This is a genomic window from Pseudomonas sp. ATCC 43928, assembly GCF_005938665.2.
In the GTDB taxonomy this organism is placed as follows: Bacteria; Pseudomonadota; Gammaproteobacteria; order Pseudomonadales; family Pseudomonadaceae; genus Aquipseudomonas.
This window is the reverse complement of sequence record NZ_CP041753.1, coordinates 3693874-3708377: the sequence shown is the minus strand read 5'-3', so window position 1 is coordinate 3708377 and position 14504 is coordinate 3693874. Positions and strand designations below refer to the sequence as shown.

Here is a 14504-nt window from a genome sequence, read left to right as displayed (position 1 = left end):
ACAATCGTCATGGCATTTCCCCATCAAAGTCGAAGTTATTTTCAGGGCACTGACATTGCGCCAGTGCCTGGTGACCGCGTTTCAGGGGGTGTCGACGTGAAGTTGACGTCCCAAATGAGAGATAAGCCAAGCGACAGAGTCAGCATTGGCCAGCTGGACAGCCAGTCTTGTCGTAGCATCCTTTTTGAAATGCGTGCGTGCTTCTGCCAGGTTTTTTTTTCCGGTCAAACTCAAAATCCGCTCACGTGTACGGTTGGTTTCCTCGTAGAAGGTTTGACCAAAATCTTCCCATACATTTGTATCGTCATTCAAAACGGCGAACAGTTCGGATAAGGGGGTATGGATTGAAAGTGCTTCCTTCTGAAGCTGTGTCAGCGCCTTGCTCAAATGGTTGCCACGGGGCGTAGTGGTATCAATCAGGTCGACAAACGGTCTGCTTGCATCCATATAAGCAATATCCTCCGTGTCACAAATCACATGCGACAGCTCGTGGATCAACGTCGTTGCGCGGGCGTGGGCACGGATCGGGAACGCGGCATCGGTCATGTAATTACGGTAGTGATCCATGTAAGGCATAAAATACTTCTCTGCCAGGTAGATTTTTTTCTGTTGATCGGTGGGGATCGTGAAGGCAAACATATGGTCCCGGTCACCGGGATGAGCTCTCCCGGTGACGAAGCGTTCCGACTGCTCGTTCCTGAGGGTCGGATCCAACAAGGCACCGAGGATGTCCTCTACGACCTTCTGGATCATCGTCACATGCTCGGGCGATATCTCCGACACATCAAGAAACCTCCTGACGAGCTGATGAACCGGTGTCTCTGTGTCGCCTGAATTTTTCAACAGTTGCAAGTTACGAAAACCGTTCCACGCATAGGTGGTTGCGAAGTCAAGGCCTTCGTCGATCAGCCGCGCCCGCACAGGGAAGAGCCGGCGTATTTGAGCCATTCCGTTGGCTTCGACGTTCATCCCGCCACGGACAGCGTTCCACGTTTTCAACCTCTTGATCAGGCTGTACTGACGAACCAGCTCATCCGGTTCCCGCACCCACTGCTTTGAGGCGTTTCGAGCAACATGGGGGCCGCTTCCGTCCGGACCGCTGATGCGCCAGCGCAGTCCACGTTTTTCGAGTTGATAGACCTTTCCTTCAACCGCTCCGTATTTTTTCTGTGTGGTCGGGTGCGTGTAGAGCCCAAGGGCGCTGTCCCGGGTCATTGAGCCAAGGTTGACATCAACGTGCTCGTGGCTCTGCAAACCGGTGCGTGCGGGATCGGTAGTGGCGATGTCCTGCCATTTAAGGCTGGCACTGGCTGGGGAGGGGGAAGACTCGCTGGCCGCTGCAGAGGGCTCTGCCTGGCCTTCCATCGACTGGCGCAACATCGCCAGTTGCGTGATGCCGCTGATAAAGGATGTTATCGCCGGGCCCCATTTGTGTTGTTGAAGCTCCTCCGCAGACTGCTTGACCTCACGATAGCTGCGCCACACGACAATCGGGTAGGCCAGTTTGCCCATCAGGAACGTATAGGCCTGTTCCAGATCGTCGCCCAATACACGTTTTACGGTTTCCCACTCGCCCTGAGCGTTTTTGTTGGACTGGGTGCCCAACAGCCGCGCGAGGAGTTTGATATTTTCGTTGAACAAGTGCCTGAACAGATGGCCCTTGATGGGGTTGGAGGCCAGACTGATCTTGCCGGACGCTTTCGTACCCCTCACATGGGTGTCGTAATGCGTGCGGCCGGTGTCCGACAGACTGTTGCGCACCCAACTTTGTAATGGACCTTGTGACTTGAGCTCGGTCAGCAACAGCTGTTCGTTTTCATATTCCTTCACGCCATGCTCAGGGCTATAGGGCGCGATAAGCACCTCGGGTCCAGGGGTGTTCTGTTTGGGGCCGATCAAATACATTCCCGGGACTTTGATCGACTGGTCTTTACCGAAGAGAAGCTCAAGTGGACGGATTATCGCATTCGTACCGCTGACGGCCTCGCGGGCGATTGCATCGGGCATGTCCATGACCTGCCGAACGAGGTCGAACCCGGTTTCGCTCAGGCGTTCCTGCAGTTTTAGCGAATGCGCGTAGTGCAGCAGTTGCCAGGGCAATTGTGCGGCGAACAGCTGCCTGCAGGATTTCGCAGTGGTGCTGGTTTCGGCAAGCGCCGCCTCCACAAATTTTTTGTGGAACTGACCGACATTCAGCTTTCGTATCAGGCTCTTGATGTAAGGCTTGTCCATTTTGGCAGGGATGGCGGCTGAGGTGAGTGACTTCAACTTGAAGTCGGCACTGTCCAGTTCATCAAAGTGAGTCAATGCAAAAGCCGACAGCGTTAACGTCTTTGCCGTGGACATCAGGCGCGAGGCAACCTGCACCTGGACGTTGTCCGGATCAATGGTCAATTCATCGGCCTTGAGTAACTCTTTCAACTCGAACTGTGCCGTGCGTTCAAGAGAGCGCACGCCGCTCAGGTAATCCTTATTGTCCTGGGCATTGCTCCGGTATTGCTGAAGCAGTTCTGCATGCAGTCTCTGATCCTGTATGGACGCTTTGGCCAACCATGCCGGAAGCTTTTGTTGTGTCGTCAGAGAGCGCGCGAGATCTGTTGCCCGACGCAGCCCCGTCATCGGTTTATGCAATGCCACCAGGCTCAGTAGATTCTTCAGGACCGGTTCGGTCAGGGGGGAGGCCAATGCGCGTTCGACGGACAGTTGATCCAGCCGAACAAATGGTTTTTGTACGTGATCCAGAAAATTCTCATGAATCAGCTGTAATGGCGCGAGGGTAAAGGTGCGCCCTGATGTTCGCTGGCTTCTTTCGATATTCTCCAGAATCGCTGGGCGATCGTCCTCGCTCTGCAAACGTTTATTGAACGCTGTCAGCAGCGGTGTGAGGGCGGAAAAGGCTTCGAATCCCGAGGCGGGGGTCCATAAAATCGCCTTGCCGGAGTGGGTCGGGTCCAGGCCGCCGCGTTCGGTGAGTACAAAACAACTGGCGAGATCGAGCAAGTCACTGGAGTCGCCGGCCTTCAGCGCAAGGGAAAAGACATCCGGCAGAAACCCGTTCAGCGCTGCGCGTTGCAGCCGGACCGGCGTCTCAAGCACCGTCTTGATCATCGCCAGTTCCGTCGTCCCAAGCGCGCGGATGACACCCAGCAGCTTGTGCTCGCTACGCAATGCGGTGGTCAGGGTATGCACAAACTTGGGTTGCAGTTGCTCAAGGGACGAACGGGTGAGGGTTTGTGCCGCCGCTAACGTTTTAACCGAAATGGACGGGTGTTTATCCAGCTGTTGCTCAAGTGCCTGCTTGACGGTGGAGAGACTTTCCAGTTGTTCTTTTGCCGATTCTGCCCGCACGGTGGCCGGTCGGGCACTCCATCGCTGATCGGCCCGGGTGCTCCAGCGGCCGTTTGCATCGCCGGTCAACAGGCGATTGTCGATCAGGCCCCGTACATCCAGCGCATTGTCGAGCAACGCATGTACATTGAGCGTGCCCTCGCTTTCCCGGTACCGGCTCAGGGCGTAGGTCAGGTTCTGCCATTGCTTGGCCCGGACATCTTCCATGAGTCGCTCAAACACCTGGCCGCTAATCGGTTCAGCAATGATCAGGCGCTCCTGTGGCTCAAGCGACAGGAAGGTGCCGCGTTCCTCGAGGGACATGAAATTAAGCAGATTGTCCTCGTGACCTTCACTTTTGAGCATGGTCAGTATCGTGTCTTTTATCGCTGCAAGATCGGTACTGGCCTGGATGCCTGAGGAGTGGGTGTACAGGTAGCCCAAGGTGTCTGAGTTACCGCACATAAAGGTGGATGCGAGCTCTACGTAATGTTTGTAGAGGGCGCTGACACGTACGGTCTCGACACGTAACGGCAGGGCTGGCGCAGGCGCGGCGCCGCTGACGCTCATCAACTCCAGATATTCAGTGGTGTTCAAAATACCTTGCTGACGTTTTCGCAGAAGATCCACATGGTAGGCATCCCGCATACCCTCGGCGAAAAAGTCGGAACGGGACTGCCCGCTGCTCATGGGAGAATTCCAGAAGGTTTCGAGCAGACTCTGCAGATGGGGCGTGAAGCTTTGCGCGATCTCTTTTACCTCGAGTTCCCAGGCCTGGTTATCAGCGTCGCTGCTCACACCGTGGCCGGGGTTGGAGAAGGTCCTGATGTCGCCATCCGGCCATTGATTGGTCAGGTAGAAGTGCAGCAGGGCATCGCTCAGAGATAGCGAAGAAAGCTTGCGCCGGTTTTCCGGGTTGTCGGTATTGGAGGAGGGAGATGCGCTGTCGATAAAACTATCCAGTTGCGTACGGCGCTGGTCCAGTTTGGGAAAACGCTTGGCCAGGGCGATGTTGAGCAGCTCGTCCAGCATCGATTGCAGCGACGGAATTTTCACCAGTTCAGCCAGCATCGTCTGGATGTTCTGCGTCTGGTTGCGGTCGAGGATCTGCTCCTGGTCCTGAAACCCCGCCCCCTCGATTTTTTGCGGCGTCACTGTCAAACCCGTGGCAGCCAATGCAGTCGCCCGCTGTTCGATGGAGAGATAGCGCAACAGCGCCTGCTTGCCGTCGTCCTGGCTCAGCAGTTCCTCGAGTTTCTTGGTGAGGTCGGTCATGTCCGCGTATTTGACGAGACCTTTCCACGGTGTGTAGAGGATGACTTCGCCGTTGGCCTTGTGTTCGTTTTTGACATCGTCCTCGACTTTGGGGTGACTCATGCAAAACGCACCGGCCAATGGAATGTCAGTCCCGTCGGGCATCTTCAACATCAACCGATCTATCTGCATCGGAGTCTTTTGGGTTGCGCGAACCTCGTGGGTGGCGAGATAGACACCACCCCTCAACCATTTCAAATCGTCAAGAGTGAGATGCAGCGCTTTCTCGCGATCACCGGGGTGTTTGGCATTGGATGCACGTTCTGCCTCGTCGAAAAAATACGGCAGTGCTGGAGCAGTCATGATTTTTCCTCGATGGGCTGCGATCGATGGCGATCGCAGGTCGTTGGCTCGAGGGAAAACAGTAGGGCCAATGGAAAGCCCGGGTGCGGTACATATTGCTTGAGCTTATCCTTTGTCGCAGGCTTGACAGGACGCCGGTAAAACAGCGCTTAATCGACGACTTCTTTCGGTTGTCCTGCAACCTCGCTTGACCTGTTGCCCATACCCAATAATAAAACCGGAGCTTCAGATGACCGCATCGCCTGAAATGGCCGTCAACTCGAACACACAGAACCTCGACTTCGACGCGCTCGTTCAATTGCTCGAACAGATTTTCCTGCGCCATGGCACCTCGGCCGATGTCGCCAGAACCCTGGCCCTCAACTGCGCCAGCGCCGAACGTGACGGAGCTCACAGTCACGGCGTTTTCCGTATTCCCGGTTATGTGTCGACGTTGCAGAGTGGCTGGGTCAATGGCCAGGCCGTGCCGGTGGTCGAGGACGTGGCCTCGGGTTTTGTCCGGGTTGACGCCGGCAATGGATTTGCCCAACCGGCCCTCGCGGCGGCGCGGCCCTTGCTGGTGGAAAAAGCCCGCAGCGCCGGCATTGCGGTGTTGGCGATCCGCAATTCCCATCACTTCGCCGCCTTGTGGCCGGACGTCGAGCCGTTTGCCGATGAAGGATTGGTAGCGCTGAGCGTGGTCAACAGCATGACCTGCGTGGTGCCGCACGGTGCCGATCGTCCGCTGTTCGGGACCAACCCGATTGCCTTCGCCGCGCCCAGGGCCGGCGGTGCGCCGATTGTCTTCGACTTGGCGACCAGCGCCATCGCCCATGGCGATGTGCAGATCGCCGCGCGTAAAGGCGAACGCTTGCCAGCGGGCATGGGTGTGGACAGCCTCGGCCAGCCGACTCAGGACCCGAAAGCCATTCTCGAAGGTGGCGCGCTGCTGCCGTTTGGCGGGCACAAGGGCTCGGCGCTGTCGATGATGGTGGAGTTGTTGGCGGCGGCGTTGACTGGTGGCAACTTTTCTTTCGAGTTCGACTGGTCGAACCATCCGGGGGCCAAAACCCCCTGGACCGGGCAACTGCTGATCGTGATCGATCCGAGCAAATCGGCGGGGCAGAATTTTGCCGAACGCAGCCAGGAACTGGTCCGGCAGATGCATGGTGTGGGGCTCAAGCGTTTACCGGGGGATCGGCGTCACCTGCAACGCGCCAAAGCCAATGTTGAAGGCATTGCGCTCGATCCACAAACGCTGGCGAATCTGCGGGAACTGGCCGGGTCTTGAGCCCGTTCCCACAGGTCAATGGTTCAACGCCGACCCAACAACAGACCAACCACCAGGCCGAAACCCGCAGAGATGGCCACGGTTTGCCATGGATGGCCGCCAATGTAGGTTTCGGTGGCGTCGACCGCGGGTTGGGTCCGGTCACGAACACTGGATAACGAGCTTCGGGCCTGCTGGAGTTTCTGGGCGATTTGCCCGCGAAGGGTGTCTGCTTCTTCTCCGACCAGTGAGGCACTGCTTTTCAGCAGTTTTTCCGACTCTTCGATCAGGGCCTGAAGTTCGCTGAAGACCTGATCCTTGATTTGATCATCGGCGACTTGATCGACGGTTTTGCGAGCCATTTGGTGTACTCCTTACAGTGAATGGACAGTGAGCAATGGAGTCTGCCGCCGTGGCAAAAGTTGCAGCCATTTTGCGCGGTGACTCACCCCTGACGAAAAATCCAGCGCAGGACATTTCTTCCTACAGTGTAAGATGTCGCCTATTTTACGCAGCAGGTAATTCCCCATGAGCTTCAATCTGGCCGACAAACCCCTCGCCGAGCGCGCGGCGCTTGAAGATGAAAAATCCCGTCTGTTCGAACTCTGGCAAAACAACCTGGGCAAAGCCAAGGGCGAAGCCGCGCGGTTGTTCGGTGAGCGCGCCAAGCGCAAAGGCAAATGGGCGGAATGGGTACGCGCCGAACTCGACGGCATGTCGCCGCCGGAATTCGCGAACATGGTGCGCAGTGAAGTCAATCGCTTGATGGCCGCTAAATAAACGCCCCGGAAAAAATCGCGGCAATCGCTTCACGCACTTTCAACACCACCGGATCGAGCTGTGTGCTGGTGCGCCAGCCCAGTTCGATCGGGTAACGCGGCAGCGCCAGAGGGCAGGGCAGCAACGCCAGTCCACTGAGGGCGGCGATACTTTGCGCCGCATGGGCCGGAATGGTCGCCACCGCCTGACTGCCCTTGAGCAGATACGGCAACGCGGCAAAGTGAGTGGTCGACGCGCATACCCGCCGACTCAATCCCAGCGCCGCCAGACCTTCATCGGTAATCCCGATAAAACCGCCCGAGGACACCAGAATGTGCTCGCGGGCGACGAACTCATCAAGGCTGAGACTCTGTTGTCCTTCGGCCAGGTTGAGGGGATCCACCAGGCAAAGATAACCCCCTTCACCCAGCACTTGGCGGCTCAGCAGTCGCTCGGCAAACCCGCCTGCGGTGATCGCCAGATCGATGCTGCGTTCCATCAAGGCCCGGGCGACGATCTGGCTATGGGTCTGGCGAAAGATCAGCCGCAGTTTCGGCGCACGGTGAGCGATTTCCTCGATCAATCGTCGCCCGTAGGCGATTTCGAAATCATCCGACAAACCCACGGTTACCGAGCGCCCGTCGTATTGATGGGCCGCCGGGTCAACCATCGCCAGGCTCTGGCGGCATTTGTTCAGCGCATCGCTGATTACCGGTTTGAGCTGGTTGGCCTTGAGCGTCGGCGCAAGGCCTCGGCCAGTGCGCACGAACAACTGATCACCATACACCTCGCGCAACCGGCGCAACGCCGCGCTGACCGCCGATTGCGTCACGCCAAGACGCAGCGCGGCGCGGCTGGCACTGGACTCCTCATGTAGCGCTTCGAAGACTTTGAGCAAGTTGAGATCGACGGTGGCGATATTCATTTGGTTCATATCATTCAGCAGTGATTCGGGCTTTATTCATGATCCTGTGGCGCCGGAGAATGAGCAACACCTCATTCCTGACGGAGCCACCGTAATGCCCAAGTCAATCGTTGCTGCCCTGCAAATCGGCGCCTTGCCCGGCGGCAAGGCCGACACCCTCGATCAAATCCTCTCTTGGGAAACCGCCATTATCGAATCCGGCGCGGCGTTGGTGGTCATGCCCGAGGCGTTGCTCGGTGGCTACCCCAAAGGCGAGAGCTTCGGCACGCAACTCGGCTATCGACTGCCGGAAGGTCGTGAAGCGTTTGCCCGGTATTTCGCCAATGCCATCGACGTGCCTGGTACCGAGACCGACGCCTTGGCCGGGTTGTCGGCCCGCACCGGGGCCAACCTGGTGATCGGTGTGATCGAACGCGCCGGCAGCACCTTGTACTGCACCGCGCTGTATTTCGACCCGCAGGCAGGGCTGGTTGCCAAGCACCGCAAATTGATGCCCACCGGCACCGAGCGACTGATCTGGGGCAAGGGCGATGGCTCGACCTTGCCGGTGATCGACAGCCAGGTCGGGCGGATCGGCGCGGTGGTGTGCTGGGAAAACATGATGCCGTTGCTGCGCACCGCGATGTACGCCAAGGGCGTGGAGGTCTGGTGCGCGCCGACTGTGGACGAGCGCGAGATGTGGCAGGTCAGCATGCGTCACATCGCCCATGAAGGACGCTGCTTTGTGGTCAGTGCCTGTCAGGTTCAGGACTCGCCACAAGCCTTGGGCGTGGACGTTGCCAACTGGCCGGCGGAGCGCCCGTTGATTGCCGGCGGCAGTGTGATTGTCGGGCCGATGGGCGATATTCTCGCCGGGCCGCTGCGTGGCGAGGCGGGATTGCTGACCGCCGAAATCGACACCGATGACCTGATCCGCGCCCGGTACGACTACGACGTGGTCGGGCATTATGCGCGCCCGGACGTGTTTGAGTTGACGGTGGATGAGCGAGCCAAACCGGGCGTGCGGTTCAACACATAATCCGTCGGGGGGTGTGATTGTCGTCTAGTCTCCAGGCGTTCACACCCCCGTCAACGGATGGACTCGCCATGAGTTTGTTACTAGGCCCGATTCTGCAGTTTCGTGGCATCAATAATAATGTCTACAACGTGTCTGCCGTGGTGGTTTCACCCTTGGGCGAGCCACCTCCCACGGTAAAAGTGCCCAAGGATGTGACTGCCGACACACCCTTGGCCATCGCCGATATCCCGCTGCTCAACCCTAATTCCCGCGTCTGGCGCATCGATTTCAAGGCGGCGCAGGATCAGGCCGTTGCCACCAGTTACACGGTTTCCGTAGACGGTGCGCAGGCCAACTTCGTCGTTCCGGCCAAGGGCCAGTCGCCGCGCATTGCGTATGTGTCGTGCAACGGTTTCTCCGACCCCAAGGAAATGGAGAAGGTCGACCGGAACAACGAGCGTTGGGAGCACATGTGGGGTGCTCACCAGGGCGAGCCCTATCATCTGCTGTTGATGGGCGGCGATCAGGTTTACAGCGACGACATGCGCAGCAGTGTGCCGTCGATGAAAGCATGGTTCGCCAAACCCTTCGCCGACCGTCAAAAGGCCGCTTACAGCAAGGTGATCGAAGCCGATCTGGACAAGTTTTTCACCAGGCTCTACCTGGAATGCTGGAAACAGCCCGAGATGGCCAAGGTGTTCGGCGCCATTCCGACGGTGATGATGTGGGATGACCATGACATCATCGATGGCTGGGGTTCCTACGATGAGATATTGCATTCAAGCCCGGTGTTCCAGGGGCTGTTTGCCACAGCCAAACGCTATTTCAGGATTTTCCAGCAGCAACTGATCCAGACGCATCCTCACCTCAAGCCGTCCGCTGATACCCATCCCTGCGCGATTCCCGGCACTGCTGATGGCTTTCACCTGGGGTTCACCGGCCTGGGCGAGTTGGCCTTGCTGGTTCCCGATCTACGCAGCGAACGCGCGCCGGACTTGACCACCCCGCAGGCCCAACAAACCCGGGTTATTTCCCCGGTCAGTTGGGATGCGATTTATGCCTGGCTGGACAAGGTCCCGGCGCACAAGCACCTGTTGCTGATGTCGAGTATTCCGGTGGGTTACCTTGATTTACAGGCGGCCGAAAAGGCGCTGGACGTGATGGTGGGGCAACAGGAGCTCGAGGACGATTTACGCGACCACTGGCGAAGCCTGCCGCACCGCAGTGAACGCAAGCGGTTGATCATGCGGCTGCTGGATTTCGCCAAAGCCCAATCATGCAAGGTCACGCTGGTGTCTGGCGACGTTCATGTGGCCGGGGCCTGTGTGATCGAATCGAAGTTGCCCCGGCATGGCAGCGATGGCGCGGGGAAAATCTACCAATTGATTTCCACCGGCGTCGTGCATCCTGCGCCGCCAGTGTTGGCGGTGCACTTTCTGGAGTCCATCGGTGCGAACCAGGAACAGATCGACTACGGCATCACCGGAACCATGTTGCCTGTTGGCGCAAGGGGGCGTTACCTGATCGCCGCTCGAAACTGGTTGGCGATCGAGCCGGATGAAGGCGGCAACGGCAAGACCCGACTGTGGGCCAACTGGCACGTAGAAGGTCTGAAGCATAGTGTGACGCAGGTGATCGACCCCGTTACATAGCGGGGGCGTTACCAGGTGCCAGAGATCGAGCCCGGCAGGCTGAGCTTGCCGCTATCGACAAAACGCATGGTGCCGAACGCCCCTCCGGCCAGTTTGCCGTGCAGTACGTAAGGCAGATTGTCCAGTGTCTGCGTCTGACTCAGTCCGAGGGTCTGACGCAGCACCGAGAAGGCCGAAACGCTCACCGGCACCACGATCACTGCTTCGGAGAATCGTGGGATTGAGCCCGACTGATTGCTGACGCCGGAAGCTAGCGGCTGGCCATTAACCTCTAGGTCCAGCGCCACGCCGTTATAGGCGATCGCGGTTTCATTGGGGTTTTGCACGCGCAGTTTTACCGCGAAGCGTACTTCCAGCTCCTGGCTTTGCAGCGGCTCGATACCGACCACGTTGATGTGCAGCGGGTCGCGACTGGGGAACAGGGCGCAGGCGCTCAGGGAGAGCAATAGAAGGGATAGGGACAGGGCCAGCAATCTGCGCATGAACATATTCTCGTAAAGAAAAAGGCGAACCGCTCAAAGCTCGGCCTTCGAGCATTACGGACGGTTCAACTGTGCGACAGCCACAGGTGACGCGGGTTCACCCTTGGCCGCAACATCCGGGTTCTGCATCACCTGAAGCACCGAGGCTTCCGGGTCGAACTCGTCTTCTTCCAGCTCGATGAACTCTTCGGGCAGGAAGATATTCAGCACGATAGCGCACAACGCACCGACAGTGATCGCGAAGATGTTGTGCAGCGCCTTCGGCAGCTCGCGCAAGACTACAAGCCCCCTCGCCACAGGGGTGATCATTCAACGGCAGAGCTTCAAGCAAACGCCGCAAGCAGATCCTCTTCAAAGGCCTTTTGCGCATCCCCCGGCACCTGTGCGCGATGGCGCGCCAGGTGGAACGCCACCTCGAAACTCATATCACCCTGGCGCACGGCACGGAGCAATCCTTTGTCTTCCCAGCTTTGGGCGAAGTGATCGGGCAAATACCCCACGTGCTTGCCGGACAGAATGAAGGCGAGGGTGCCTTCGACCTGCTCGGATCGCGCTGAACAGAGCTTCCCCTGAAACGGCTCATCGCTGCGCAGGAAACGATAGGGGTGATCGACCCGGTCGCAGGCCTGGAGCGCTTGATCGTCAGGTGCGTCATCGGTGAACAGCGGATGCCCGGAGGCGCAGTACAGGTGCTGGGTTTCGGTGAACAGTTCACGGTAGTCAAAAGCACGCTGCGCCTGTGAGAAATAGCCGATCGCCAGGTCCAGCCGTTGTTGCAGCAACAACCGCTCCATTTCGCCGGGCATCGCGCTGATCAACTCGATGCGCACCGATTCGTCACGTTCGCGAAAGCGTCGGATCGCCTCGGCCACCCGTTCCAGCACGGACTGATCAAGCGCTTCGGACAAACCCAGGCGCACTTCGCCGATCAAACGTCCGGCCACACCGTTGGATTGATGGCGGAACGCTTCAATGGATTGGAACAAGGCACGGGTGGCAACGAGCAACTGTTCACCCTTGGGCGTGATCTTGAACCCGCCCTTGCCGCGACTGCACAGGCGATAACCGAGCCGGGTTTCGAGCTTGGCCATCTGCTGGCTGATGCTCGACTGGCTCAGCCCCAGGTCACCCTGGGCCGCGCTGAAGCCTCCGTATTCCACCACGCTGACAAACAGGCGCAGCAGGTGCAGGTCCAGATCATGCAGTTGGCCGAGCATCAAACATTACTCCGCAATAAAGTCAGGATAACTAACTTGGTATTTTTTCAATGTAACCGACGACGCATCCTGCAACCACTTCCTCCAGTCAGGTGTTCGTCATGGCTCCGCTCTTCAAGCTGTGTTTACCCGCGCTGTTCCTCGCCATGGCCGTGCCGGCCCAGGCTGAGGAAAAAGTCCTCAATCTCTACAGTTGGGCCGATTACGTGGCGCCCGAGACCTTGCAGCGCTTCGAAAAGGAAACCGGCATCCACGTGCGCTACGACACGTTCGATACGCCGGAAGTGCTGGAAACCAAACTGCTCACCGGCGGCAGCGGTTACGACGTGGTGGTGCCGTCGTCCAGCGTCCTGGCGCGCGGCCTGGCGGCGGGAGCGCTGAAGGAAATTCCTCACGATGGCCTCAAGGGGTACGCCAACCTCGACCCGGACATGCTGGGAAAACTGGCGGCGGTCGATCCCGGTAATCGCTATGGCGTGCCTTACACCTGGGGCACGCTCGGGCTTGGGATGAATGTTGAAGCGGTAAAACAACGCTTGCCCAACGTACCGCTCAACAGCCTGGACCTGCTGTTCAAGCCCGAATACGCCAGCAAACTGAAAGACTGCGGCATCGCGATTCTCGATTCGCCGCAAGAGGTGATTGGCCTGGCGCTGCATTATTTGGGTAAAGATCCCTACAGCACCGACAAGGCTGATCTGACAGCCGCCGACGCCCTGTTGCGTCAGCTACAGCCGTCGGTGCTCTACGTCGCCACCGGGCGGCAGATCAACGATCTGGCCAATGGCAGCGTTTGCCTGGCACTGACCTACAACGGCGACGCGAGCATGGCCGCCGATCAGGCGCGCAAGGCCAATAAACCGTTCGAGGTGGCTTACCGCATTCCACGTGAAGGCACACTGGTGTGGCAGGACAACCTGGCAATTCCCAAGGACGCGCCGCACCCCGAAGCCGCCCGAGCCTTCGTCGAGTTCATGTTGCGCCCCGAATCCGTCGCTGCACTGACCAATACGCTGTTCTTCGCCACGGCCAATGAGGCGGCGACGCCACTGGTGGATGAGGCGGTGCGCAGCAATCCCGACATCTACCCGCAGGCCGTGGTGCGTGAGCGGCTGTATGCCGACCGCAGCATGAGCCTCAAGGACATGCGTCAGCGCACCCGCCTGTGGACCACTTTCCGTAGCCACCAATAAGCCAACAATAAGGAACACACCCATGGACGTCCCTGCACAGAACGATCAGGCCATGACCCGCGACAGTCTTTATGGGACTGCCGCCGAAAGCACCTACGCCGGTATCACCAGTTTCATGCGCCGGCGCTACAGCCGCGACTTGCGTGGCGTCGACGTGGTGGTCAGCGGCGTGCCGTTCGACACCGCCACCAGCAACCGTTCCGGGGCGCGTTTCGGACCACGCGGCATTCGGGCGGCGTCCACCGGGATCGCCTGGGAACGCCATTGGCCGTGGACGTTCGACCCGTTCGATCACTTGGCGGTGATCGACTACGGCGATTGCGCCTTCGATTACGGCGCGCCGCATTCGGTGCCGGAAAGCATTGAAGCCCACGCCGGGCACATCCTGGATAACGGTTGCGCGATGCTGACCTTCGGCGGCGATCACTTCATCAGTTATCCGCTGCTCAAGGCCCATGCCCGCCAGCACGGCCCGTTGTCATTGATTCACTTCGATGCCCATAGCGACACCTGGCCGGATGAAGAGGGCAAGCGCGTCGATCACGGCACGATGTTCTGGCATGCGGCCAGGGAAGGGCTGGTGGATCCGTCGCGCTCAGTGCAAATCGGTTTGCGCACCACCAATGACGATCATCAGGGCTTTCAGGTGCTGGATGCGCGGCAGGTTCATCGGCAAGGGTGCGAGGCGATTGTCGAGGCGATTCGTGCGCGGGTCGGTGATCACCCGGTGTATTTGACCTTCGACATCGACTGCCTCGACCCAGCCTTCGCGCCCGGCACCGGGACGCCGGTGTGCGGCGGCTTGAGCACGGTGCAGGCGCTGGAGATTCTCGGCGGCTTGCGCGGGATCAACCTGGTGGGGATGGACGTGGTGGAAGTGGCGCCGGCCTACGACCACGCCGACATTACCTCACTGGCTGCGGCGACCCTGGCCATGGAAATGCTGTGTTTGTATGCGGCCAGGCATAAGGTCGATCGGTAACAAGCCAAAATGTGGGAGCGGGCTTGTGTCTGGCGTTTCGCTACTGCCACTTTCTGACAGCAGCCTCTGCTAAGCTCCGGCGACTTCCAGCAAGGAGCCTGCCG

Annotated in this window: 11 protein-coding genes and 1 pseudogene; 6 read left to right on the top strand and 6 right to left on the bottom strand. The window is 58.9% G+C overall.

Annotated features, from left to right (window positions below; translation table 11 throughout):
* Positions 1-81 precede the first annotated feature (81 nt).
* Positions 82-4944, bottom strand: coding sequence for a dermonecrotic toxin domain-containing protein (locus FFH90_RS16915; RefSeq protein ID WP_138867638.1), 4863 nt, complete (start codon positions 4942-4944; stop codon positions 82-84).
* Positions 4945-5173: 229 nt separating this feature from the next.
* Here FFH90_RS16915 and FFH90_RS16910 point away from each other — a divergent pair, with 229 nt between their 5' ends.
* Positions 5174-6214: an Ldh family oxidoreductase gene (locus tag FFH90_RS16910; RefSeq protein WP_018926102.1), complete on the top strand. Its 1041-nt coding sequence runs from the start codon at positions 5174-5176 to the stop codon at positions 6212-6214.
* 23 nt (positions 6215-6237) lie between these two features.
* On the opposite strand, the gene FFH90_RS16905 is transcribed toward FFH90_RS16910, so the two are convergent.
* Positions 6238-6555, bottom strand: coding sequence for a YqjD family protein (locus FFH90_RS16905; RefSeq protein ID WP_018926101.1), 318 nt, complete (start codon positions 6553-6555; stop codon positions 6238-6240).
* A gap of 166 nt (positions 6556-6721) precedes the next feature.
* Between FFH90_RS16905 and FFH90_RS16900 the strand changes: the two genes are divergently transcribed.
* Entirely contained in the window at positions 6722-6973 is a 252-nt protein-coding gene (locus FFH90_RS16900) for a hypothetical protein (protein WP_007983592.1), read from the top strand.
* On the opposite strand, the gene FFH90_RS16895 is transcribed toward FFH90_RS16900, so the two are convergent.
* On the bottom strand, positions 6966-7886 hold the full coding sequence (locus FFH90_RS16895; RefSeq protein WP_111453588.1) for a LysR family transcriptional regulator: 921 nt from the start codon (positions 7884-7886) through the stop codon (positions 6966-6968). The two genes, FFH90_RS16900 and FFH90_RS16895, sit on opposite strands and share 8 nt — an antisense overlap.
* An 85-nt stretch (positions 7887-7971) precedes the next feature.
* On the opposite strand from FFH90_RS16895, the gene FFH90_RS16890 reads away from it, so the two are divergent.
* Together FFH90_RS16890 and FFH90_RS16885 are read left to right on the top strand one after the other, a co-directional pair.
* Positions 7972-8895 carry a carbon-nitrogen hydrolase family protein gene (locus FFH90_RS16890; protein ID WP_138867637.1) on the top strand — a complete coding sequence of 308 codons (924 nt, stop codon included), beginning with the start codon at positions 7972-7974 and terminating at the stop codon, positions 8893-8895.
* Between the two features lie 68 nt (positions 8896-8963).
* Complete coding sequence (locus FFH90_RS16885) at positions 8964-10526, top strand: alkaline phosphatase D family protein (protein ID WP_138867636.1); 1563 nt, start codon at positions 8964-8966, stop codon at positions 10524-10526.
* 8 nt (positions 10527-10534) lie between these two features.
* On the opposite strand, the gene FFH90_RS16880 is transcribed toward FFH90_RS16885, so the two are convergent.
* From FFH90_RS16880 to FFH90_RS16870, 3 genes and pseudogenes are all read right to left on the bottom strand, one after another.
* Positions 10535-11008 (bottom strand): LEA type 2 family protein, encoded by a 474-nt coding sequence (locus FFH90_RS16880; RefSeq protein ID WP_018926097.1) that lies wholly within the window; start codon positions 11006-11008, stop codon positions 10535-10537.
* A gap of 54 nt (positions 11009-11062) precedes the next feature.
* Positions 11063-11287, bottom strand: a pseudogene (locus FFH90_RS16875) (xanthine permease XanP); the annotation flags it as partial.
* Between the two features lie 44 nt (positions 11288-11331).
* A complete protein-coding gene (locus FFH90_RS16870; RefSeq protein WP_018926095.1) occupies positions 11332-12225 on the bottom strand; it encodes a LysR family transcriptional regulator in 894 nt (297 codons plus the stop codon).
* A 101-nt stretch (positions 12226-12326) separates the two neighbouring features.
* Between FFH90_RS16870 and FFH90_RS16865 the strand changes: the two genes are divergently transcribed.
* On the top strand, positions 12327-13418 hold the full coding sequence (locus FFH90_RS16865; RefSeq protein WP_018926094.1) for a polyamine ABC transporter substrate-binding protein: 1092 nt from the start codon (positions 12327-12329) through the stop codon (positions 13416-13418).
* A gap of 22 nt (positions 13419-13440) precedes the next feature.
* Positions 13441-14400 carry an agmatinase gene (speB, locus tag FFH90_RS16860; protein ID WP_018926093.1) on the top strand — a complete coding sequence of 320 codons (960 nt, stop codon included), beginning with the start codon at positions 13441-13443 and terminating at the stop codon, positions 14398-14400.
* Positions 14401-14504 lie beyond the last annotated feature (104 nt).

What these genes read in the sequence shown, in the direction of transcription:
- FFH90_RS16915 (WP_138867638.1), bottom strand. Translation starts at nt 4,944, where the DNA reads ATGACTGCTCCAGCACTGCCGTATTTTTTCGACGAGGCAGAACGTGCA.
- FFH90_RS16910 (WP_018926102.1), top strand. Translation starts at nt 5,174, where the DNA reads ATGACCGCATCGCCTGAAATGGCCGTCAACTCGAACACACAGAACCTC.
- FFH90_RS16905 (WP_018926101.1), bottom strand. Translation starts at nt 6,555, where the DNA reads ATGGCTCGCAAAACCGTCGATCAAGTCGCCGATGATCAAATCAAGGAT.
- FFH90_RS16900 (WP_007983592.1), top strand. Translation starts at nt 6,722, where the DNA reads ATGAGCTTCAATCTGGCCGACAAACCCCTCGCCGAGCGCGCGGCGCTT.
- FFH90_RS16895 (WP_111453588.1), bottom strand. Translation starts at nt 7,886, where the DNA reads ATGAACCAAATGAATATCGCCACCGTCGATCTCAACTTGCTCAAAGTC.
- FFH90_RS16890 (WP_138867637.1), top strand. Translation starts at nt 7,972, where the DNA reads ATGCCCAAGTCAATCGTTGCTGCCCTGCAAATCGGCGCCTTGCCCGGC.
- FFH90_RS16885 (WP_138867636.1), top strand. Translation starts at nt 8,964, where the DNA reads ATGAGTTTGTTACTAGGCCCGATTCTGCAGTTTCGTGGCATCAATAAT.
- FFH90_RS16880 (WP_018926097.1), bottom strand. Translation starts at nt 11,008, where the DNA reads ATGCGCAGATTGCTGGCCCTGTCCCTATCCCTTCTATTGCTCTCCCTG.
- FFH90_RS16870 (WP_018926095.1), bottom strand. Translation starts at nt 12,225, where the DNA reads ATGCTCGGCCAACTGCATGATCTGGACCTGCACCTGCTGCGCCTGTTT.
- FFH90_RS16865 (WP_018926094.1), top strand. Translation starts at nt 12,327, where the DNA reads ATGGCTCCGCTCTTCAAGCTGTGTTTACCCGCGCTGTTCCTCGCCATG.
- speB (WP_018926093.1), top strand. Translation starts at nt 13,441, where the DNA reads ATGGACGTCCCTGCACAGAACGATCAGGCCATGACCCGCGACAGTCTT.